The 20,356-nt window shown below is 42.1% G+C and carries 24 protein-coding genes and 1 tRNA gene; 15 read left to right on the top strand and 10 right to left on the bottom strand.

The window, feature by feature from the left end; translation table 11 throughout:
- Window positions 1-185: 185 nt before the first annotated feature.
- The 3 genes from ACE4RR_RS18665 to ACE4RR_RS18655 form a co-directional block, all read right to left on the bottom strand.
- On the bottom strand, window positions 186-638 hold the full coding sequence (locus ACE4RR_RS18665; protein WP_375536964.1) for a hypothetical protein: 453 nt from the start codon (window positions 636-638) through the stop codon (window positions 186-188).
- 35 nt (window positions 639-673) lie between these two features.
- Window positions 674-1,231, bottom strand: a complete 558-nt coding sequence (locus ACE4RR_RS18660; RefSeq protein ID WP_375536963.1) for a M15 family metallopeptidase — start codon at window positions 1,229-1,231, stop codon at window positions 674-676.
- 92 nt (window positions 1,232-1,323) lie between these two features.
- On the bottom strand, window positions 1,324-1,941 hold the full coding sequence (locus ACE4RR_RS18655) for an RsiV family protein (RefSeq protein ID WP_375536962.1): 618 nt from the start codon (window positions 1,939-1,941) through the stop codon (window positions 1,324-1,326).
- Between the two features lie 111 nt (window positions 1,942-2,052).
- Here ACE4RR_RS18655 and ACE4RR_RS18650 point away from each other — a divergent pair, with 111 nt between their 5' ends.
- From ACE4RR_RS18650 to ACE4RR_RS18630, 5 genes are all read left to right on the top strand, one after another.
- Window positions 2,053-3,042: a Gfo/Idh/MocA family protein gene (locus ACE4RR_RS18650; protein WP_375536961.1), complete on the top strand. Its 990-nt coding sequence runs from the start codon at window positions 2,053-2,055 to the stop codon at window positions 3,040-3,042.
- 114 nt (window positions 3,043-3,156) lie between these two features.
- The gene (locus ACE4RR_RS18645) at window positions 3,157-3,384 is read left to right on the top strand and encodes a hypothetical protein (protein WP_375536960.1); all 228 of its coding nucleotides are present in this window, start codon (window positions 3,157-3,159) and stop codon (window positions 3,382-3,384) included.
- 322 nt (window positions 3,385-3,706) lie between these two features.
- Window positions 3,707-4,696 carry a Gfo/Idh/MocA family protein gene (locus ACE4RR_RS18640; RefSeq protein WP_375536959.1) on the top strand — a complete coding sequence of 330 codons (990 nt, stop codon included), beginning with the start codon at window positions 3,707-3,709 and terminating at the stop codon, window positions 4,694-4,696.
- Between the two features lie 15 nt (window positions 4,697-4,711).
- Window positions 4,712-5,674, top strand: coding sequence for a mannose-6-phosphate isomerase, class I (gene manA, locus ACE4RR_RS18635; RefSeq protein ID WP_375536958.1), 963 nt, complete (start codon window positions 4,712-4,714; stop codon window positions 5,672-5,674).
- 2 nt (window positions 5,675-5,676) lie between these two features.
- The gene (locus ACE4RR_RS18630) at window positions 5,677-6,621 is read left to right on the top strand and encodes an ROK family protein (RefSeq protein ID WP_375536957.1); all 945 of its coding nucleotides are present in this window, start codon (window positions 5,677-5,679) and stop codon (window positions 6,619-6,621) included.
- 7 nt (window positions 6,622-6,628) lie between these two features.
- Here ACE4RR_RS18630 and ACE4RR_RS18625 read toward each other — a convergent pair whose 3' ends face one another.
- On the bottom strand, window positions 6,629-7,840 hold the full coding sequence (locus ACE4RR_RS18625; protein ID WP_375536956.1) for a CynX/NimT family MFS transporter: 1,212 nt from the start codon (window positions 7,838-7,840) through the stop codon (window positions 6,629-6,631).
- A gap of 100 nt (window positions 7,841-7,940) precedes the next feature.
- Between ACE4RR_RS18625 and ACE4RR_RS18620 the strand changes: the two genes are divergently transcribed.
- From ACE4RR_RS18620 to ACE4RR_RS18605, 4 genes are all read left to right on the top strand, one after another.
- On the top strand, window positions 7,941-8,519 hold the full coding sequence (locus ACE4RR_RS18620) for a DNA-3-methyladenine glycosylase (protein ID WP_375536955.1): 579 nt from the start codon (window positions 7,941-7,943) through the stop codon (window positions 8,517-8,519).
- A gap of 27 nt (window positions 8,520-8,546) precedes the next feature.
- Window positions 8,547-8,924, top strand: coding sequence for an acyl-CoA thioesterase (locus ACE4RR_RS18615; protein WP_375536967.1), 378 nt, complete (start codon window positions 8,547-8,549; stop codon window positions 8,922-8,924).
- A gap of 71 nt (window positions 8,925-8,995) precedes the next feature.
- Window positions 8,996-10,546, top strand: coding sequence for an FAD-dependent oxidoreductase (locus ACE4RR_RS18610; protein ID WP_375536954.1), 1,551 nt, complete (start codon window positions 8,996-8,998; stop codon window positions 10,544-10,546).
- Between the two features lie 142 nt (window positions 10,547-10,688).
- A complete protein-coding gene (locus ACE4RR_RS18605) occupies window positions 10,689-11,936 on the top strand; it encodes a YeeE/YedE family protein (protein WP_375536953.1) in 1,248 nt (415 codons plus the stop codon).
- A gap of 84 nt (window positions 11,937-12,020) precedes the next feature.
- Here the strand turns inward: ACE4RR_RS18605 and ACE4RR_RS18600 are convergent, their stop codons facing one another.
- Complete coding sequence (locus ACE4RR_RS18600) at window positions 12,021-12,752, bottom strand: NAD-dependent protein deacylase (protein WP_375536952.1); 732 nt, start codon at window positions 12,750-12,752, stop codon at window positions 12,021-12,023.
- A gap of 119 nt (window positions 12,753-12,871) precedes the next feature.
- A tRNA-Leu gene (locus ACE4RR_RS18595) sits at window positions 12,872-12,959 on the bottom strand.
- 209 nt (window positions 12,960-13,168) lie between these two features.
- Here ACE4RR_RS18595 and ACE4RR_RS18590 point away from each other — a divergent pair.
- From ACE4RR_RS18590 to ACE4RR_RS18575, 4 genes are read left to right on the top strand one after another with little or no spacing between them, the layout of a single operon-like run.
- The gene (locus tag ACE4RR_RS18590; protein ID WP_375536951.1) at window positions 13,169-13,822 is read left to right on the top strand and encodes a hypothetical protein; all 654 of its coding nucleotides are present in this window, start codon (window positions 13,169-13,171) and stop codon (window positions 13,820-13,822) included.
- A 51-nt stretch (window positions 13,823-13,873) separates the two neighbouring features.
- On the top strand, window positions 13,874-14,101 hold the full coding sequence (locus ACE4RR_RS18585) for a spore coat associated protein CotJA (RefSeq protein WP_375536950.1): 228 nt from the start codon (window positions 13,874-13,876) through the stop codon (window positions 14,099-14,101).
- Entirely contained in the window at window positions 14,098-14,376 is a 279-nt protein-coding gene (locus ACE4RR_RS18580) for a spore coat protein CotJB (protein ID WP_375536949.1), read from the top strand. The genes ACE4RR_RS18585 and ACE4RR_RS18580 overlap by 4 nt, the downstream gene beginning before the upstream one ends.
- 13 nt (window positions 14,377-14,389) lie before the next feature.
- Window positions 14,390-14,959 carry a manganese catalase family protein gene (locus tag ACE4RR_RS18575; RefSeq protein ID WP_375536948.1) on the top strand — a complete coding sequence of 190 codons (570 nt, stop codon included), beginning with the start codon at window positions 14,390-14,392 and terminating at the stop codon, window positions 14,957-14,959.
- A 71-nt stretch (window positions 14,960-15,030) separates the two neighbouring features.
- Here ACE4RR_RS18575 and ACE4RR_RS18570 read toward each other — a convergent pair whose 3' ends face one another.
- From ACE4RR_RS18570 to ACE4RR_RS18560, 3 genes are read right to left on the bottom strand one after another with little or no spacing between them, the layout of a single operon-like run.
- The gene (locus ACE4RR_RS18570) at window positions 15,031-15,867 is read right to left on the bottom strand and encodes a PQQ-dependent sugar dehydrogenase (RefSeq protein WP_375536947.1); all 837 of its coding nucleotides are present in this window, start codon (window positions 15,865-15,867) and stop codon (window positions 15,031-15,033) included.
- Complete coding sequence (locus ACE4RR_RS18565) at window positions 15,868-16,149, bottom strand: hypothetical protein (RefSeq protein WP_375536946.1); 282 nt, start codon at window positions 16,147-16,149, stop codon at window positions 15,868-15,870.
- Between the two features lie 46 nt (window positions 16,150-16,195).
- Window positions 16,196-17,056, bottom strand: coding sequence for an SDR family oxidoreductase (locus tag ACE4RR_RS18560; protein WP_375536945.1), 861 nt, complete (start codon window positions 17,054-17,056; stop codon window positions 16,196-16,198).
- A gap of 253 nt (window positions 17,057-17,309) precedes the next feature.
- On the opposite strand from ACE4RR_RS18560, the gene ACE4RR_RS18555 reads away from it, so the two are divergent.
- Window positions 17,310-17,456 carry a hypothetical protein gene (locus ACE4RR_RS18555; protein WP_375536944.1) on the top strand — a complete coding sequence of 49 codons (147 nt, stop codon included), beginning with the start codon at window positions 17,310-17,312 and terminating at the stop codon, window positions 17,454-17,456.
- Between the two features lie 101 nt (window positions 17,457-17,557).
- Here ACE4RR_RS18555 and ACE4RR_RS18550 read toward each other — a convergent pair whose 3' ends face one another.
- The gene (locus tag ACE4RR_RS18550) at window positions 17,558-17,758 is read right to left on the bottom strand and encodes a cold-shock protein (RefSeq protein ID WP_375536943.1); all 201 of its coding nucleotides are present in this window, start codon (window positions 17,756-17,758) and stop codon (window positions 17,558-17,560) included.
- A gap of 322 nt (window positions 17,759-18,080) precedes the next feature.
- Here ACE4RR_RS18550 and ACE4RR_RS18545 point away from each other — a divergent pair, with 322 nt between their 5' ends.
- Entirely contained in the window at window positions 18,081-20,255 is a 2,175-nt protein-coding gene (locus tag ACE4RR_RS18545) for a UvrD-helicase domain-containing protein (protein WP_375536942.1), read from the top strand.
- Window positions 20,256-20,356 lie beyond the last annotated feature (101 nt).

The following is a 20,356-nucleotide window of genomic DNA, read 5'->3' as shown; positions in this document are numbered from 1 at the left end:
TAGCCAAAAATCGTATTTTATCGGGTACTTTTTCAGCAGCCTCGAAGAGCAGCGGCTGAAGATCCGCCGGGCGCGGGTTTCGCCCGGTTAGCTGAAGCGCTGCCCACGGAAAGCGAAGGACTTGTCCACTGCTTTTTTTCCCATGCAAAAGGGGCGAGTATCAGTTATGATACAGCCCCGTTTCTTTATTCTTTTCTAAATCCTTCTTGCTCCAGGTAATCAGCTGCTTCTCCATAAGTGTGAAAGGCACCATCCAGTTCGACACCTGCGTATACGTTCCATCCATCGTCTTCCTGGATCATTACGAGAAGCTGTTCTTCTTCATTTATCCATTCTTCCATTACCATTTCTTCCTCCACAACAGGAGCAAGTGATTTAATGGCTTGCTGCACAATGTTACGAAGCTCTTTTTCACCGAAATCGCGAATATTAACTAAGCCCTTCGAATCTGTCTCTAAACCGTGGACCTCTTTTGCATACACAAAACCATTTCCATTAGGATGTAAATGGTATACGACATTTTTCTTGTCGGAAGCACTTTCTTCATAATGAAAATTGACACGGCCCAGTGAAACATCTTTTCTTGTCAATTCAGGAAATGAACTGATGATTTCGAGTTTTTCTTCAAACGTAAGCATGGTCCCTCCAAAATATCTGACTGTTTGCTGAATTATTATAGCATACTTTGCTCTTCGGCTTCGCGAAGTTCTTCGAGGCTTAGGCCGAAATCCATTTGTAGATGAGGATAATCAGAAAAGCCCTGCCAATCTCCGCCCCATTCAAAGCCTAAATCCTTCGCAATCTCGACGACCTCCATCCAATCTGCTTCTCCATTGTCGTTATCATCACGTTCCGTATCCCACACGATCTGTCCATCATCGAGCCGCAGGGCGAAATCTACAGCAAGACCGTAGTTGTGATATGAGCTTCCACCTTCTGCATATGTCACAATACCCCCGTCAGTTGACTCACGCCCTTCAGCAAAAAGCTCATTCTGTTCCTCTGCTGAGCGATAACCATCAGTAATAACTACATCTATACCTTCTGCCTCAGCCTGCTTCTGCAGCTGCTCTGATTTCTTTTTTACCTCAGGAACCAGACCATCATGCTGAACAATGTCTTCAGCAGGAATCGCAGGTTCATTAAAAACAACCTCGTCTGCCTGATCAATATTTGTCAGCAGAAAATAAATGGCGCCTATTAATAACAAAGCACCCAGTATATTTCTCATAAAAAAGAAACCCCCATCTGAAATCAGAATATACTTCAGATTCCGACAGGGGTCAATAAATTTGAATGCTATCTATTCTATTAAAATTTTCTTTAAGTCAATAAAGTAAAATAAACACTGTTTTCGTTTAAAATATCCTGAATTTTAAACCCGGGAATTGGAAAAGTAGGAAAGCCAACGTAACCCGGGCTTATTTCGTACTGATCAAAATAAATAACCACCGTTTTATCAGCAAGATAAAACGACTGATTTCTTGAAATTCCAGGGAATCCATTAAGCAGTGGAATATTTCTTGCTTCAATCTGTTCTAAAATCAATTCATTTAAACGTTCAACATAATGACTGTTTGGCATAAATAAATCACTAAGTTTTGTAATTTCTCCTGTAGTAGCATTAAAGGTCAGCGAATTAAGACCATTTACAGGATGAGCCAGCCCGGGCATATTGGCGAAACTACTGAATGTAAAACTGAGTATGCCGAGTTGATTATTTTTCATTTCGTAGCTTCCGCGATATTCAGTTACCCCAGGCTCGTAATATCCCATTTCCTTCACTTTAGAGAACAATCCGAAGATTTTTTCTTGTATGGAATTGTTTATTAAAAGCTGCCAATCAGGCTGTGGAAGAAACACATACGGATATAAAATAAAAAGATTAGGATCGGTAAATGCACGTGTTTGAACAACAACAGGTGCAGCATGATCATTCATAGCTTTCCTCCCAAAACAGTAGTCTTGTATTACTTTATTCAAGAGAAGCCTAAGAAATGAATGTGTTCCATGGTACAATGAAAAAACAATATAACAAGAAGGTGGGATAGGATGCTGTCTGCAGCAATGTTAAGCCGCTGGCATGTTCATGCTGATGATTACGCAAAGGAAGCGTTGGAGCACCCGGAGATAAATATTGTTAAAATTTGGGATGAAAAACCTGAACGGGGACAAGCCTGGGCTGAAGAGCTCGGTGTAGAGTTTGAAGCCGACCTGGTCACCGTTTTAAAAAATCCGGAGATTGATGCTGTAATAGTGGATACACCGACCAATCTGCATAAGGAAGTAATTCTTGAAGCAGCAGAGCATGGAAAGCACATATTTTCTGAAAAAGTACTAACTTTGACCAGTGCTGATTGTGAAGAGATTTTCGAGAAAGTGAAAGAAAAAAAGGTTCAGCTTATGTTGTCACTTCCCCGCTTAAGCGATCCGTATTACGTATACGCTGAACAGGTAATGGAAGAGGGGCTTATTGGAAAGCTTACAACCATTCGCTGCCGCCTGGCACACAATGGCGCACTGCCGACAAGTAATAATCCTGACGGCTGGCTTCCATCACATTTCTTTGATAAGTCGGCCTGCGGCGGTGGAGCATTAATCGACCTCGGAGCCCACCCGATTTACCTGTCTAACAGGCTTGGAGGCAGCGTGAAAAATGTTTCCGCAAGACTGCAAACTTTTCTTGATTCAGAGGTGGATGACAACTCAATTGTGACCATCGAATACGAAAATGGAGCACTCGGCATTCTTGAGGCAGGCTTCGTATCCGAAGGCAGCTTTATACTGGAGCTTCACGGAACAGAAGGTATATATATAGTGGAGAATGGAAATGTCCGTTTAAAATCCTGCCGCCGTACGAATAATCAATGGGAAGATATTATGGACCTTCCACCTTCCGGCCGTTCACCTATGGAGCAATGGTGTGAAGCAATTCTTCACGGCACGAACCCTCATATAACCAAGGAGGACATGCTTCTATTAACCAGACTGAATGAAGCCGCAAGCCTAGCAGATCAAGAGAAAAGAATCGTTTCTCTGTAATCAATTAGAAAAGTGGGTCTGTATCAAATGGTTATAAACAGTTGACGTTCTCCCAAAAAATAATGGGGCTGTATCATAACTGATACTCGCCCCTTTTGCATGGGAAAAAAAGCAGTGGACAAGTCCTTCGCTTTCCGTGGGGCTTGTCTTCAACTAATTCTGCCTCAGCGAAGCTTCGGCAGAATGGATTTTCAGACTTCGCTGATCCCAACGTCCCCGCCTTCCATTCTTCAATCGAAAAATAAACACCATAAGGGCGATTATGTATTTTTCGTAATGAAATTAATGAATGTCAAAGATGGCCGTATGAAAAAGCTTGGACAAATAAAAATAGCATCTTGAGAGTCGAATATTAATTTCTTTGAATGAGAAAGCAGTGCTCTTGCGTAGTCAAAATGCGTAGACTCCTGCGGGAACAGCACGAGTCTCAAGACTCCCAGGCAGTGTTCTTTCTGCCGTGAAGGCTTGAGCCGTGCCCGCGGAAAGCGAAGCGTTTTGACGGAGCATATATTGAAAACTCATAGGAAACAAACAATCCTAGTAGAATCGTCTAAACATTGCAATGAATAATTTTCTTTTGTCACAGCCTCTTTTTGATAAACTATAGAAGGGAACCTGGCGCCATATGGTAAACTAATAGAAAAATAAAATCGGAGGAATTGTCATGAACATAGCGACAATTGGTACGAATTGGATTACAGAGAAATTTATAGAAGCAGCCGCTGCAGTTCATGATTGCAATATTACAGCAGTTTATTCAAGGAACCTCGATCGAGCCGAGGAGCTGGCTGGAAAATACAGCATCGTAAAAGCGTATGATGATTTTCAGGAGATGCTTGTTAACCCGGAGATTGATGCAGTTTATATAGCGAGCCCGAATCGTTTCCATGCCGTACAGGCAAAAGCTGCAATGGACCAGGGCAAGCACGTTATGTGTGAAAAGCCTCTCTGTTCTAATGAAATTGAAGCGGAACGTTTGATTGAGGTATCTATTCAAAACGAGGTCGTATTAATGGAAGCAATTAAAACTTTATATCTTCCATCGTTTCAAACAATGAAGGAATGGCTGCCTAAGGTTGGAAAAGTACGTCGCGTCGTATCGCATTATTGTCAATATTCAAGCCGCTATGATGCATTTTTAGAAGGTAATGTCCTGAATGCTTTTGATCCGTATTACTCAAACGGGGCAACGATGGATCTTGGGGTATATTGTCTGTATCCTCTCATCCACTGTTTCGGAGAGCCGCAGTCACTGGATGCAGCTGGAACAATGCTGAGCAGCGGAGTGGATGGCCAGGCTGGTGCGTTATTGAAATATGAAGATTTTGAAGCGATTATTTATTATTCAAAAATAGCGCATTCAGAGACGCCAAGTGAGATACAAGGTGAAAAAGGAACACTGTATATAGATAAAATAAATTCTCCTCAAAAACTCACCTTCCATCCTGTGAAAGGAAATAACTCTGAAACAACCTTCATAGAGCTGGAAAAGCCGGAAATGAGCTATGAGATTGAAGCATTTATACGTCTTACAAATGAATCAGGGCCTGCAGATAAGACATTGACAGAGTCACGGCTTGTATTAAGGCAGACAGATCGGATTCGTGCAGATCTTGGATTGAAATTTGATGCAGATCGAGCACCTACTATTTAAAATTGGAGGGAGAAGATGGAACCCTTATTTCTTGAACCAATTTTCAAAGAAAAGATATGGGGCGGAGAGCGTCTGCGCCAGTATGGCTATGACATTCCAACAAATAAGACAGGAGAAGCGTGGTGTATTTCTGCACATCCGAACGGAAGCAGCAAAATTTCATCAGGTACATATGAGGGATGGACTCTGCGGGAACTATGGAATACCGAACCGGCTTTATTTGGAGAAAAAACTGTCAGGGAATTTCCGCTGTTGGTGAAGCTGCTTGATGCCAATGATATTTTATCGGTACAGGTCCATCCCAATGATGAACAAGCACAGAAGCTTGAGCCAAACGAAGCTTATGGAAAAACTGAATGCTGGTATATCGCCCATGCCGAGCCTGGAGCGGAGCTGATTCTGGGACATCATGCTTCCAGCAGAGAAGAGTTCAAAGATAAAGTAAAGAAGGAAAAATGGGAGACCCTTTTTAAAAGGGTGCCAGTAAAGTCAGGTGACTTTTATTTTGTACCAAGTGGTACTATACATGCCATAGGTAAAGGAATTGTAATTCTTGAAATTCAACAGAGCTCAGACACTACGTACCGCGTTTATGATTTTGACCGAACTGACAATGAAGGTCACAAAAGAGAGCTTCATTTAAAAAAAGCAGTTGAAGTGACGACAGTTCCTGCCAGGGATGCCACTCCAAACAAGAAAATCCTCTCAGAAAGCAGTGGAACAATTCTGACTGAGCTGCTTTCTGACAATTATTTCTCGGTTTATAAATGTGACTTAGGCGGTTCTTTTGCGCTTCCGTTAAAAACCGGCCTTAATTTATTCAGCGTCCTTACAGGATCAGGTCAATTTATATTAAATGATAAAAAATATCTTTTTGAAAAAGGAGATCACTTTATACTGCCTGCAGGCTCGAAGGATAAAGAATTGGAGCTTAGAGGGAAAGCGAGTCTCATGATTGCGAATGAAGGGAGTCATTGAAGGTGGGGTATGCGGTTGGAATTGATATTGGCGGCACGAAAATTGCTATTGGATTGGTAAATAAAAGAGGAGAACTCAAGGATAACAGGACTATCCCCATGGAAAGAGACACTGCTCCGGCAGAAATGGTGTCAAAAATTGCTGATGTCGTCCGTGGACTGGTGGAGGGCTCGACAGGCTGGCACGAAGTAATCGGAATTGGAGTGGGGGCGCCTGGACCATTGAATTTAAAAGAAAACACAGTGCATGAGCCTCCAAATTTACCGGGCTGGCGGAGAGTTCCTATAGTTTCCTTATTAGAAGAAGAATTTTCACTTCCTGTATATTTGCAAAATGATGCAACTGCTGCTGCATTGGCAGAAAAATGGCTTGGTGCTGCTCAAAATAGTAATGATTTTATTTATCTTACGATAAGTACTGGTATTGGAGCAGGCATGATGTCTGGTGGTAAGTTGATTTCGGGAACAGGAGGAAATGCTGGAGAGGTAGGACATATTGTAGTTGATCCTTCTTACGGAAAATGTACTTGCGGCCAATATGGCTGTCTGGAATGGATTGCATCCGGCACTGGGATCGCACGACATGCTTCCGCCCGGTTCGGCAGAGATATGACCTCCTCCGAAGTTATGGAACTGTACAGAGATCGAGATCCAGCTGCAGTCGAATTTATAGAGGAAATATTTTCTAAAATCGGTACTGGTTGTGTTTCTTTAATCAATATGTATGACCCCGAAATAATTGTAGTCGGCGGTGGGGTCTCGAACGCAGGAGAGCCATTGTTTCATGCCCTGCAATCGTATGTGTCCACTTATGCACTGAATAGCGTTTCGAGAAATATACAAATTGTACCGACTTCGCTCGGCTCAAATAACGGTCTTCTTGGAGCAGCAGCGCTGGTGTATTATGAGACTGATAAAAATTTAGTGTGTAAATATGGCCGCCGGTGAGGCGGCCTCAATTATGGGTATAAGACTGGACGTATTCGGCACGCCCTGCGCCAAGTCCAACAAATAACATACCTGCAGAAACAGCAATAAAAATAAACAGAGCCGGTGTCCACGTGCCATATATATCAAATAACAACCCCATTAATAATGGTCCTGCTGCAGCAAACAGGTAACCGAAGGATTGGGCCATTCCAGAAAGCCTTGAAGCATCTAAAGGATTGGCTGCCCTTAGACTTAGAAGTGTAAGGGAGAGACTGATGGCAGATCCCTGTCCAAAACCGAGTAAAACAACAAAAAAACAGAGCCATAAGAATTGGCTGCTTACCTGCACACCAATAAGCCCAGTCATATAAACAGTACAAAGAACGGCAATAATGCCTCGTTGATTTTGAAAACGATCCGCCAGCACTGGAGTTAAAAAGGATAAAGGCACACCGACGATCTGCATAATAGAGAGCATCCAGCCTGACAGCCCCACAGAAAGGTTTTTCGTTTGAAGTATTTCGGGGAGCCATGCGACTAAACAATAAAATAAAAAAGACTGCATCCCCATGAATAACGTAACTTTCCAGGCAAGCGGGGAACGCCACAGCGGGCTTTTTGAGACAGTTCCTGCGCTTTGCTGCCCTGCCCCTTCATGCGACAGCCGAAGCTGAGGCAGCCAGATGATTAGTGCTATTCCGGCAGGGATACCCCAAATGGCAAGTGCGTTTTCCCAATCAAGACCTAATTCAGTAAGCGGATAGCTTATACCAGAGCCAGTGCTCGCAAACACTCCCATAGAGAGTGTATAAACTCCTGTCATTAGTCCAACCTTACGAGGAAACTCTTGCTTGACGATACCAGGAAGCAGTACATTGCAGATAGCAATTCCAATACCGGCAAGCGCAGTCCCTGTAAATAAGGCAGCGAGAAAATCGGCAGAGCGTATGAATGTACCTGTTCCGAGTGTTACAATTCCGATAAATACGGCAGGGTATATTCCAATATACTGACTTAGTTTAGGAGAGAGTATGGAAAATACGGCAAATCCAAGCAAAGGCAGTGTGGTAAGAAGTCCTGCAGCACTATTAGAGATTCCAGTATCCTCACGAATTATACTAATTATCGGCCCTACAGAAGTAATGGCAGGCCGAAGATTACATGCAATAACAATGATACCGACAATAAGAATAATTCTTTGGCTGCGTATAGATTTTAAAGAAGTAGTAGATATCATTCTGGGATCCTCCAAATATGTAGTACACTTGTTTCATTATAAATAAATTTTTTAGATATGCGAAGGAAATAGTTTTCAACCTTAATCTGAAGGTGATCGTATGGAAATTTTAGAGCGTTCTTTTTATGAACAAGAAACAATCGAGCTTGCAAAGATGCTGTTAGGTAAAAAGCTTGTTAAACAGACAGCAGAAGGAACGGCTTCTGGTTGGATTGTAGAAACAGAAGCTTATATGGGACCGGAAGACAGAGCTGCCCACAGCTATGGAAACAGAAGGACCAATCGCACGGAAATTATGTTTGAAAGCCCAGGACATGTTTATACTTACGAAATGCACACACATTGTCTTGTGAATGTTGTCTGCGCTCCCCAAGATACACCACACGCCATATTGATCAGGGCCGTGGAGCCGGCAGAGGGAATCGAATTGATGTTTAAAAGAAGGGGAATTAAAAAAAAGAAGGAATTAACAAACGGCCCTGGGAAACTGACGAAAGCGCTCGGCATAACAAAAGCAGATTACGGAAGCACCTTCTGGAAATCTCCCTTGTATTTAGCTGAGGGACCAGCCCCTTCTCAAATTGTAAGCGGACCGAGAATCGGGATCGATAATTCAGGTGACGCTAAGAATTATCCGTGGCGGTTCTGGGAAGAAAACAATCAATATGTATCTCGATAGAGAGGCGGTAAAAGATGTTCGAAAAAAATTGTGCCTCGAGTATCTGAAACTGACGGTGCTGGACATATCAACAATACCGTCATACCGGTGTGGTTCGAAGCTGGTCGTGATGAAATATTTCAAATGTTTACCCCTGATTTACAATTTTCTGACTGGAAATGTGTGATCCTCAGCATGAATGTACAATATAAGCATCAAATTTATTATGGCATTCCCGTTACAGTACGTACCTGGATTCAACGAATTGGTACAAGCAGTTTTGATATTTATGAAGTAATTCTTCAGAACGATATACTCTGTGCAGAAGGAATATCGACGTATGTTAATTTCAATTTTATTCATCAAAAAACTGAACCTATTCCTGACGCTATAAAACGTCAGCTCATTCAGCACGTAAAGGATTAAACGCATAGGTCTACTTAACGTGGCTCATATTAAGGATATACAGCCATTTAGAAGGAGGCGCTATCGCTATCATGAATGATCCATCCAAGAAATTACCCCGGGAATCTGCTTCATATTGGAGAGAAACAAACAAATTTAACAGATTCCCATCGCTTAAAGAAGAAATAAAGTCGGAAATAGCCATTGTCGGCGGCGGTATTACAGGATTAATGACTGCTTATCGACTCGCATTACATGGCGCGAAACCTGTTGTCCTCGAAGCATCCTCACTTACAAATGGAACAACAGGCCATACGACTGCAAAGATAACAGCTCAGCACGGACAAATTTATGATGAATTAATTGGTACTTTTGGTGAAGGAAGGGCCCGTCAATATTATGAATCCAACATAAAAGCCAAGGAATATGTGGAAAAAATTGTTAATGAAAATAGAATCGACTGTGATTTTCAACTTCAAGATGCGTGGCTGTATACGGAAACAATAAAAGGCAAGCAGCAGCTGTTAAAAGAAAAACAGGCTTACGATAAGCTTGGCATCAAAAGTGAACTAAAGCATGAGTGTCCACTTCCTTTCCCGGTGGAAGCTGCACTAAAAATGCCGGATCAAGCTCAATTTCACCCTATTAAATTCCTCACTTGGATTGTTCAAAAGCTCGAAGCAGCAGGAGTGAGAATTTTTGAAAACACTCCTGTTCTTCATCTTGAAAAAGGAGATCCAGTGAAAATTATAACGAAGGGACCCGGGAGTGTCCTGGCTGAAAAGGTTATAGTTACCTCTCACTTCCCGTTTGATGATTTAAAAGGCTTTTACTTTTCCAGACTACACCCGGAGAGATCTTACGCAATAGCTGTGAGAACTGAAGCACCGCTGCCTGATGGAATGTTTTTATCTGTCGGACAGCCGAGCAGGTCATTTCGCTGGACGAGTTCTAATGGAGAAAAACTGGCACTGATCGGCGGAGAAAATCATAAAACAGGCAAGGGTCCGAATACGATGGATCACTTTGAGGCACTAAAAGGATTTGCAGGCAAACATTTCGGCATTCAGTCGATAGAAAGTCGCTGGTCTGCACAGGATCTGACAACTCTAGATAAAGTGCCTTATGTTGGCAGAATGACTGCCGGAGATAACCATATTTTCGTAGCAACCGGGTTCAATAAATGGGGAATGACAAACAGTGTTAATGCTGCAATGCTGCTGAGTGATATCGTTTCAGCTAAATACAATCGATATGAAGAGCTTTATGATCCGGGCCGCAATGCTTCCTTAAAATCAAGCGGAACCTTTGTTAAAGAAAATACCGATGTTGCGGTGCAATTTGTGAAAACTCATGCAGAACGGGGAAATAAGTCAGTCGAGGATGTGGAACCCGGGGAAGGGGCTGTGGTAAACCTGGATGGAAGAAGAGCAGGCGCCTATCGTACGCACGAGGGAGATCTTCAGTTAATCGATACCACCTGTACCCATATGGGCTGTGAAGTAGAATGGAACGAAGCAGAAACAAGCTGGGACTGCCCGTGCCACGGATCTCGATTCACCACAAAGGGGGAGGTTCTTGAGGGACCTGCGAACCTCCCATTAAAAGCAATAGATCAAACTGCAATAATTGAAAAGTTTTGAGAATATGGAAATAAGATGGCAGGGAATCTTTTCTGCCGTCTTATTTCGTTATGGAGAGCAATTATATTGACATACACTTCGATCAACTGTATTCTTTGAAAGAAATCCCTACTAAAACGATAGATTAAGAGGTGAATTATAAATGGCTACAAATGTTCAGCCGGTAACTCAGCAGACTGAGGTGAAACAAAGCAGTAAACAGCTCAATTCCCCCCAGACCAGGCTGTTGATCGGCGGCATCGCTGCTGGTACTGCTCTCACCATTTTCCTTGCGGCAACGCAGGCAATCGTTCAGCCCCTTCTGATGGTGATTGGCACTCTGCTCGGATATACTTTATTTCACGCACGCTTTGGATTCACATCCGCCTTTCGTCGCTTAGCCTCCGTAGGTAACGGCACGGCTTTACGGGCTCATATGGTCATGCTGATCGTTGCTGTTACATTATTTGCTCCAATATTAGCCACAGGCTATACTTTTTTTGGAGGTGAAGCGGCAGGGTATGTATCTCCGGTCGGTATAAGTGTGCTCGTAGGAGCATTTATATTCGGCATTGGCATGCAGCTTGGCGGCGGGTGTGCGTCAGGCACTCTGTACGCTGTCGGAGGCGGCCGTTCAGTAATGTTTATCACATTATTTTTCTTTATAATCGGCGCTACCATCGGAGCAGCTCACTTGTACTTTTGGACGGAGGATTTACCGGCTGCGGAACCTATTTCCCTGGCCACTTCAACAGGACTGGGATATTCCGGAGCATGGCTTGTATCTGTTCTAATTTTTGGAATTATTATTTTGCTTACTTTATGGATTGAAAAAAAGAAAAATCCTCCCAAAATGGCTGCCGTACCGAGTGAAAAAGGATTAAAAAGAATAATCCGCGGCTCCTGGCCGTTAATTGCAGCAGCTATTATACTCGCTGTGCTGAATGCTCTAACATTAATGACACGCGGCACACCTTGGGGGGTAACCTCAGCTTTTACCCTATGGGGTTCTAAGACATTGGAAACTTTCGGAATGAATGTTTCAGAGTGGCAATATTGGCAGGAGAATGCAGCTCAGCTTCAATCATCTATCTTTGCAGATTCTACAACAGTATTAAATTTTGGTGTAATACTGGGTGCATTTTTAGCTTCCGCAGCAGCAGGACTATTCAACTTCTCAAAAATTACAAAAGGGAATGCAGCTGCTTCGATTATAGGGGGGCTATTGATGGGATATGGAGCACGCTTAGCTTTTGGATGCAACATTGGAGCATATTTTGGTGGCATTGCGTCATTTAGCCTGCACGGGTATGTCTGGGCGGTCATGGCACTCGCAGGGACGTTTCTTGCGTTGTTCCTGAGACCACTATTTGGACTATCCGTTCCAAAACCAAAAGACAGCTTTTGTTAATACAAGCACGTTGCAGCTGGTTCTTTCAGTGCAGCGTGCTTTTACTATTTGAAAAATAAAGCAATGGAATGTGAACCATCTCTCCTATTTCAAACTTTCGTCAAACAATACATCAATGCTGGAGAGTACATCACTTATGTTTCTTCCCTGAATTACTTTATCAGCAATTGAATCAAGTTCGGTTTCTGTATGGTTAATAATAACAAGGCGTGCCCCATTTTGTTTTGCGTCCTGCGGGAAATAGGAAGCGGGAGATACGGACAGACTGGAGCCCAGCACAATAAACAGGTCAGCGTTTGCAGTGTGCTGCTGCGAGAAGGAAATTGCTTCGTCAGGAAGCATTTCCCCAAATAAAACTACATCTGGTCTTAAAAAACCACCACAGCTGCTGCACGTTATTTCGTCACGTAAGTATTTTGTGTAATCATATCTTTCGGAGCAGGAATAACAGTGAAGAGCTGTCAGCGATCCATGTAATTCAGCAACACGTCTGCTTCCGGCGGCCTGATGAAGTCCATCTACATTTTGAGTAATTACTCCTTGGATTTTTTCGGCTTTTTCCCATTCTGCTAAATAATAATGACCCATATTAGGCTTAGTTTCAGCAATTACTTTCATTCGTTCCTTATAAAATGCTATAAATTCTTCACGGTTATTCGTGAGTGCGTTTACACTGGCGAGTTCGGCCGGATTTTTATTATTCCACAAACCGTCTGCTGAACGAAAATCCGGGAGGCCGCTTTCCGTTGACATGCCGGCACCTGTCATTAAAACAGTATAACGGGAGGCCTGAATCCACTCAGAAATTTCTCTCAAAACTATACACTCCTTAGCTGTAGTGGTATTGAAAAAATACGGTACTCTTAATGGACGACATTTATCTGTATAAAAAAGAGCTGACCTCTTCCGGTCAGCTCTATTACTTAGTTTATGTTTGGTGCGGTTGAGAGGACTCGAACCTCCAAGGGCACAATGCCCACACGGACCTGAACCGTGCGCGTCTGCCAGTTCCGCCACAACCGCGAGACAAATTATATTATATAGATATTATATATTAAATGCAATAGCTACTAATCAATTAATCTATATTTTTTATTATGAAAGTTAGTCTTTCTGAAGAGCAGCATGCAAAAAAAGCGTATACTTTCACAAGCAAGGCAGAACTGTAACACAAAGTTATCTATGCTAGTATGGTAAGATTACGGAAGCTGATAAGAAGGTAGTGCATTCATATGTTTAAGCTCAATAAACCAAAAAGAGATATTTCCTACGAGGCTTTCATGGTGCTTCTTGCGGTTCTGGCTGTGGGAACAATTTGGTATGATACAGGGGTTAACGACTTAATTATCTGGATCACCTGGGCGATTTTTGTCGTTGATTTTGTGTATCGTTTTTTTACCAGTCCAAGCAAATGGGCCTTTATTAAAAGTAATCCATTTCTTCTCATTGCGATTGTTCCCCTTGACGCTTTGTTTCAAATGGCCAGGCTGGCAAGAATATTGCATCTTTTGCGTTTAAAAACAATTACAAAATATTATACTATGCCATTTATAAGGTTTTTAAAGCGCCAAAGCTATTTCATAGTGGCAGCGATAACATTTCTAATGCTGTTTATTTCAGTTATTCCTTTATACTACTTAGAGCCAGAGATTCAGAGCTATATTGATGCATTCTTCAGCAGTATTATCTCTCTATTGTTTTTCGGGAGAACTGACTTTGAGCCGGCGACTACAGCTGGAAAGTCAATTCTTGTTACGTTAAGTATATTTGGGGTAGTTTTATACGGACTAATAATCAGCATCACCATTGATGTTTTTCTTAATCTAAGCTGGACAAAAAGGTTGAAAGCTGCCTGGAAAAGAAAGAGTCGTCAGCGTTCTAATTAAAGCCTGCGGATCATAAGATGGCAGAAAGTCGGATTTAAGGCAGGTTACAGCATGAAAGAATTCACACAACGAAAGTTTTATCGTCCGTACATCGGTCCGAATGATCCGTGCCCTCCGATTAAAGTGAAATCCTATGAGACTCCTCCTAATCTTTATATGGGCTTCCAACCTCCTGGACTGCCTCAATACACCCCGCAGGAAGCATTGTTCAGCGGGACCCTTTGGCCTGCACTTTTTTCTCCTTATAAAAAGCCTCATGAGTGGAGGGAAGAGGAATGAAGGATCAGCAGACACAGCTTCCAGAAGAGTTTTATCGATTGATGGAGGAATTACAGGCGATTGATTTCGTACTCGTAGAATTAACTCTGTATTTGGACACTCACCCCGACGACTATGAGGCGATCCAACAATTTAATGAAACTGCACAGTATCGGCAGCACCTTAAATTCAGTGTGGAGGAGTATTACGGACCGCTTTTACAGTATGGTCAATGCCTCAGCTACAGCAGCTATCCGTGGAACTGGAACAAAGCGCCGTGGCCATGGCAATTATAAAGGGGGGACGCTCATGTGGATATATGAAAAAAAACTGCAGTACCCTGTTAAGGTCAGCACCTGTAATCCAACGCTGGCCAGATACTTAGTCGAGCAGTATGGAGGGGCAGATGGAGAGCTGTCTGCAGCTTTACGATATTTGAATCAGCGCTATTCTATTCCCGATAAAGTAGTCGGCCTTTTAACAGACATTGGCACAGAGGAATTCGCTCATTTAGAAATGATTGCCACCATGATCTACAAACTAACCAAGGATGCAACCCCGGAGCAAATGAAAGCCGCAGGACTGGGAGATCATTATGTCATCCATGATAATGCGCTTTATTATGAAAATTCTTCTGGTGTGCCTTGGACGGCCTCTTATATCCAGGCTAAAGGCGATCCTATTGCAGATTTATATGAAGATATTGCAGCGGAGGAAAAAGCTAGAGCAACGTATCAATGGATTATTGATCTTTCCGATGACCCGGATTTAAATGATGGCCTAAAATTTTTGCGACAGAGAGAAGTGGTGCATTCTCAGCGCTTCCGGGAAGCAGTAGAGATATTAAAAGAAGAAAGAGACCGCAAGAAAATTTTTTAGCTTAATGGAGGCAGGGAAGATGGATCCCGCCTCCATTATTAGTCACTGCTTCTGTTGTACCTCTGCCAGTATTACTCCTGAGCTTCAAAATTTGTCAGCCGGAGCAGCTGATCGTCATTTTCAGAGGGACTCCCGCGCCCATCGCGGTTATTCGTGATGACATACATTTCATCACCGCTGATCATTACGTCCCTGAGTCTGCCTTCACCTGACAGAACCACCTCCATATCCTCTTCCTCTAAGTTGAATCTCATAAGCTGAGTCCCCCGCAGTCCCGTCACATAATATTGATTCTGCTCATCAAATATACTTCCTGACGGTGCCCAGGTCTGCTCACCAGAGTGAATCAGCGGGGGAGTCATTTCATTTTTATTATCGTCGCCGGTGTTTTCAGGCCATCCATAATTATTTCCCGGCTCGATGAAATTTATTTCATCATAGGCTGAAGAGCCGTGCTCAGAGCTGTACAAATCATCTTTCTGATTCCAGGCAAGACCTTGCGGGTTTCGGTGTCCATATGAATAAATATAAGAATCTTCATAGGGGTTATCTTCGGGAATACTTCCGTCAAGATTTAGCCTCAGAATACTGCCGGCCAGGCTTTCTCGATTTTGGGCGGCATCTGGATCATCAGCATCCCCGGCAGTCGCAAAAAGCTTTCCGTCCGGCCCAATCTTTAAGCGGCCGCCATTGTGAATCTGGGCACCAGGAATGTCCTCCAGCAGCACAGCCGTTTCCGACCATGTATCTTCGTTCCGTCTCACCTCAATAATACGATTGGCAAGGCTATCTCTCCCATTATACGTGTGGTAGAGGTAGGCACGTTGATTGTGAGTAAATTCTGGGTCAAGTACAAACCCAAGCAGGCCCCCCTCTCCCCGACTCACAATTTCTTCTGATGTTTCCACTTATTCCCGGGAAACACTGCCATTATTTTGAACACGCGCAATATTTCCTTCGCGTTCTGTGATGAAAAATTCGTCCTCATGTTTTTCCACTGCCCATGGGATGATCAGTTCCTCTGCCACAGTTTCAATATTGGATGAAGTGCCTGAAGAACTGTTTTCATCCCCATCATTTTCAGTTGCACCAGGATTTTCTTGAGTCGAATTATCATCATTTGATTTCTCATAGCACGAAGAGAGGATTAGAACTGGGATAATCGAAGCGGATACAAATAAATATCGCATCTTTTACTCCTTTCCAGTAATTCTCTTCTATTCCCGTCATTTAGGATCAGTTAACATGCAGGCGAAATCCATTCTTTTCGATTTCTATTTCGCTCCAGGTCCATAATTTTTCAGCTAGTACGGGATCACCGGCAGCCCCTTCAAAAGTAACTGACTGCTTATCTGCAATATAGGCGCCGTTTAGTAAATTTGTCGATTGAGAAGCTAAATATATAGACGTCTCAGCACCTTCTTGAGGTGTTAAGAAAAGTGGCCGCAGCAGCTTATGAATGGACTTCCCAAAGCCGTTTTCTCGACTGACTCCAATATTTGTGCTGACTGCACCGGGGTGCAGGGCATTAGATGTTACATTTGTGCCCAAGAGCTGCTCTGCAAGACGATTGGAAAATAATATATTGGCAAGCTTCGACTGACAATAAGCTTTCCAAATACCAAACCCTCGATGTAAATGCGGATCGGGAAAATAAATATTTCCCCACTTGTGAGCGCCGGATGACACATGAATTACTTTTCCATTGGAAGAACGTTTCAGGAATGGCAGGAGCTGATGGGTCAAATAGAAATGTCCCAGATGATTGACACCAATCATCTGCTCAAAATTATCTTCCGTTACTTTTCTTCTAGTAGTGACGACCCCCGCATTATTTATAAGTACGTCCAATGTGTTGAATTTCGTCGTGAATGCAGAAACAAACTCATTAATACTTCGCAGGGAGGAAAGGTCGCAGCGCAAAAAGGAAACTTTATCTGAGGATGAAGCCGCTTTTGCAATGAGCATTGCCTGATTTCCTCTTTCTTTACTCCGGCAGGCAAATATTACATGAGCACCTTTTTTTAGTAAACCTACTGCAGTATGTAGTCCAATGCCACTGTTTGCTCCAGTAATTATCACAATTTTATTTTCCAATGTTATCCACCTTTTAATTGTCTATTAATTCACATTATAAAGGAATATCACTTATTCTGGGATAATTCTTATGAAAGTAGCAAAATCAATAGGATTAAAAAAAGAAATACGAGAGTTTTTAGATGGAAGGAGCAAGGAAAATAAACCCTCGGAGAAGCTGCTGTAAGGCTTTTAGACTCAAGTTTTCTAAAAAAAATGTATTGCATTTTTGAGGGAAAGGAGTATGATTATTTCACGAGGAGGATGATAAATAATGGCATGGTTACACGTATTACAGCATACACGAATTATCGCAGTAGGGCTGCTCTCCTTAACTGCAGCAAGCTTGTTTACGTTTCAGTCCATTGAAATCACCCAGGCGTTTATGAGCTTTTTTACGGATCTTTTTCAAAAAAAATAGGTTTAAACCCTTCGCTGATAAGCCTGCGAAGGGTTTATTAAATGCAAGCATGAAAAAAGCTCTCTGAAATCAGAGAGCTTTTTATATTATGGGTTGGTTTATTATGCTTTAGTTACGTTAGCAGCTTGTGGTCCACGGTCGCCTTCGACGATTTCGAAGCTGACTTGCTGACCTTCTTCCAATGTTTTGAATCCTTCTTCCTGAATAGCGGAGAAGTGTACAAATACATCGTCTGCTCCTTCGCGCTCGATAAATCCAAAGCCTTTTTCTGCGTTAAACCATTTTACTGTACCTTGTTCCATGTGGAGATCCTCCTGTGTGCATCATTTCATGCACGAATAATATTACTTATCTTGCAATTACCTAAGCTGCTGATGAATCATGCTGATGTCTCTGAAGCTTAGATGACAAAATAGCAATTACATCATATCATGGGATTTTCCATATTGCAAGGTCCTCAAAAGAAATTTTATTGTATTTTTTGCGGTGCATGCTGTGATGCAGTACAATTGAAAGCGTTTTCTCAGTTTTATCGATCATTCATAACGAATGGAAAGGAGTTTTTATTTTTCGTCTGAAGCTGTAAAATTAGCTGGGAAAAAGGTAAAGAGGGTAGGAACATGAATGGAGAATCAATATCGGGATATTACGAATTGGACCGGAATGCTTCATCAAAATCCAATCTTGGATTCGGAGGAAAACAGTAAAACGATAGTAAAAAACGAAGAAGTAGATGCCTGGTATTTCCGGGAGCTGGAAAAACAAGGAATGCTTTTAAATGAAGAACAAATCCACGTGGTTCGTCACGGAGAAGGCCCCCTGTTAGCTCTTGCCGGCCCGGGATCGGGAAAAACGACAGTAATGACCTGTCGTGCTGGTTATTTACTCAGGGTCAAGCAAATTAACCCCCAAAAAATTCTTATGATCACATTTACAAAAAAAGCGGCCCAGGAAATGAGAGAGCGGGTGGGACTTCTTCCCGGGTTACAGCGGTCGCAAGCCTCACTCATACATATTGGTACGTTTCATTCTGTTTTTTTAAAAATGATCCGTGGATGTGGTCATTCTGAGAAGATAATAGCCAGTGAAAGGTATAAACAAATTGTGATGAAAAAACTCCTTAAAGAAAAAGGGCTTCATCAAAAATATGAACCGGAAACTCTACTGGAGTATTTGTCTCACTGTAAATTAAATAACAAGTCATTAGATAATTCAGCCGGGGAAACGGCCCTACAAGTGATTCAAACTTTTGAGAAATGGAAAAAGCAGCAGCATTCCATTGATTTTGACGATATTTTGGTAAAAGCCTTACAGGAGCTTCAGTCTAACCACGATCTGCGAAGAAGAGTACAAAACAGATTCGAGTATGTAATGGCAGATGAATTTCAGGATACGAATTATTTACAGTTTGAATTGTTAAAAGTTATGATCAATACGCATCAAAACCTTTCAGTGACAGGGGATGATGACCAGACTATTTATTCTTTCAACGGTGCTCGGAATGAATTCATTCTTCAATTTGATCAAGTGTTCCCATCAGCTGAAACTGTAAAACTTGAAAGTAATTACCGCTCTCCGGGGCAGATCATCCACTTCTCTAACTCAATTATTCAGCCAAATAAATACCGTAGAGAGAAAAAGATGTATGCTTCCCGGAGAAGAAAAGATAACAATGCTGAGCCGCAGTTTTTGAGGGCTGCAAATGTGGAGGAAGAAGCAAAAGCAGTTGTCGATGAAATGATGCTTTTAAAGAATAAAGGTGAACAATATAGGGATATGTCTGTTCTTTATCGTACAGCAAGCAGCAGCAGGGCGATATTCGAAGAATTAACCTCAGCAGGAATTCCATTTATTTATTATACAAGCCAAAATCAATTATTTTATGAGCAGGCAGCAGTACGCCCATTGATTGACCACCTTCGTTTAATAATAGACAAATATGATATTAAAGCAGTTGAAGGAGTGCTTCCTTCTATATATATTTCAAGAGAGGCAGCTTTATCTTCTGTCCTTCAAAATACAGAGGTTCATCCGCTGCTGCAGGTTGCAAATTCAAGTAATCTTAAACCATTTCAGGTTAAAACTGTAAAAGAACGCTTAAACCTGCTCGATTCGATAGAAAAGATGAAACCTGCCACAGCTATTAAACGAATGAGAACTTCCTTTTATGATGTATATCTGGACACGAAAGACGCAAAAGCCTCAACCAGTTATAAAGACTCGCTATTGGAAGCACTTGATGAGCTAGAAGGCTCTGCAAAGCGATTTGAGGATATTTCTTCTTTTGTAAAATTTATTGATTCTATGAGAGAAACCTTTTACCAAATGGAAGAGCTTAAGAAAAATCCTCAAACCGATGCTGTGTCGCTAATGACAATTCACCGGGCAAAAGGACTTGAATTTTCATATGTTTTTTTCATCGGTTTATCTGAATCAATCCTTCCTCACAGCTCCGTTATTGAGTCAATGAAGGGAAAATCAATCATTGACGGCCATATTACTCAGGATAAAGCATTAGAAGAGGAACGAAGAATAGCGTATGTAGCTGCCACCCGGGCGAAAGAATGTTTATACCTCAGCTCCCCATCCTTTTATAGAGGTAGAAAAGTAGGTATTTCAAGATTTATAGAAGATATGTTTACCGGCCGGCATAAGAAACAGGCAAAATCAGTATGGTATTGTTCTTCAGCCACTTGTAATATTTGGCAGGAAATCGATTCACAAAATATAACCGAAAAAAATAAAACATGCCCGCTCTGTAAAGAGGAAATGTTGAAGGGTGAACGGGTGATCAGATAGTAATTAAAACTAATGCTGGAACAAAAAATATTATTCACTGCAAAATCCAGACGATTCTACTTACTCAGTCTGGATTGTTTATTACATTGCAATTATAAAGT

The organism is Alteribacillus sp. HJP-4 (assembly GCF_042139015.1).
Taxonomy (GTDB): Bacteria; Bacillota; Bacilli; order Bacillales; family Marinococcaceae; genus JBHIKY01.
The sequence above is the reverse complement of the archived record's forward strand: the minus strand, read 5'-3'. Positions and strand labels throughout refer to the sequence as shown.

Bases quoted from the DNA above. Each gene is read 5' to 3' on its own strand.
- ACE4RR_RS18665 (WP_375536964.1), bottom strand. From the start codon at position 638: ATGCTTACGTTTGAAGAAAAACTCGAAATCATCAGTTCATTTCCTGAA.
- ACE4RR_RS18660 (WP_375536963.1), bottom strand. From the start codon at position 1,231: ATGAGAAATATACTGGGTGCTTTGTTATTAATAGGCGCCATTTATTTT.
- ACE4RR_RS18655 (WP_375536962.1), bottom strand. From the start codon at position 1,941: ATGAATGATCATGCTGCACCTGTTGTTGTTCAAACACGTGCATTTACC.
- ACE4RR_RS18650 (WP_375536961.1), top strand. From the start codon at position 2,053: ATGCTGTCTGCAGCAATGTTAAGCCGCTGGCATGTTCATGCTGATGAT.
- ACE4RR_RS18640 (WP_375536959.1), top strand. From the start codon at position 3,707: ATGAACATAGCGACAATTGGTACGAATTGGATTACAGAGAAATTTATA.
- manA (WP_375536958.1), top strand. From the start codon at position 4,712: ATGGAACCCTTATTTCTTGAACCAATTTTCAAAGAAAAGATATGGGGC.
- ACE4RR_RS18625 (WP_375536956.1), bottom strand. From the start codon at position 7,840: ATGATATCTACTACTTCTTTAAAATCTATACGCAGCCAAAGAATTATT.
- ACE4RR_RS18620 (WP_375536955.1), top strand. From the start codon at position 7,941: ATGGAAATTTTAGAGCGTTCTTTTTATGAACAAGAAACAATCGAGCTT.
- ACE4RR_RS18610 (WP_375536954.1), top strand. From the start codon at position 8,996: ATGAATGATCCATCCAAGAAATTACCCCGGGAATCTGCTTCATATTGG.
- ACE4RR_RS18605 (WP_375536953.1), top strand. From the start codon at position 10,689: ATGGCTACAAATGTTCAGCCGGTAACTCAGCAGACTGAGGTGAAACAA.
- ACE4RR_RS18590 (WP_375536951.1), top strand. From the start codon at position 13,169: ATGTTTAAGCTCAATAAACCAAAAAGAGATATTTCCTACGAGGCTTTC.
- ACE4RR_RS18585 (WP_375536950.1), top strand. From the start codon at position 13,874: ATGAAAGAATTCACACAACGAAAGTTTTATCGTCCGTACATCGGTCCG.
- ACE4RR_RS18580 (WP_375536949.1), top strand. From the start codon at position 14,098: ATGAAGGATCAGCAGACACAGCTTCCAGAAGAGTTTTATCGATTGATG.
- ACE4RR_RS18575 (WP_375536948.1), top strand. From the start codon at position 14,390: ATGTGGATATATGAAAAAAAACTGCAGTACCCTGTTAAGGTCAGCACC.
- ACE4RR_RS18565 (WP_375536946.1), bottom strand. From the start codon at position 16,149: ATGCGATATTTATTTGTATCCGCTTCGATTATCCCAGTTCTAATCCTC.
- ACE4RR_RS18555 (WP_375536944.1), top strand. From the start codon at position 17,310: ATGGCATGGTTACACGTATTACAGCATACACGAATTATCGCAGTAGGG.
- ACE4RR_RS18550 (WP_375536943.1), bottom strand. From the start codon at position 17,758: ATGGAACAAGGTACAGTAAAATGGTTTAACGCAGAAAAAGGCTTTGGA.
- ACE4RR_RS18545 (WP_375536942.1), top strand. From the start codon at position 18,081: ATGGAGAATCAATATCGGGATATTACGAATTGGACCGGAATGCTTCAT.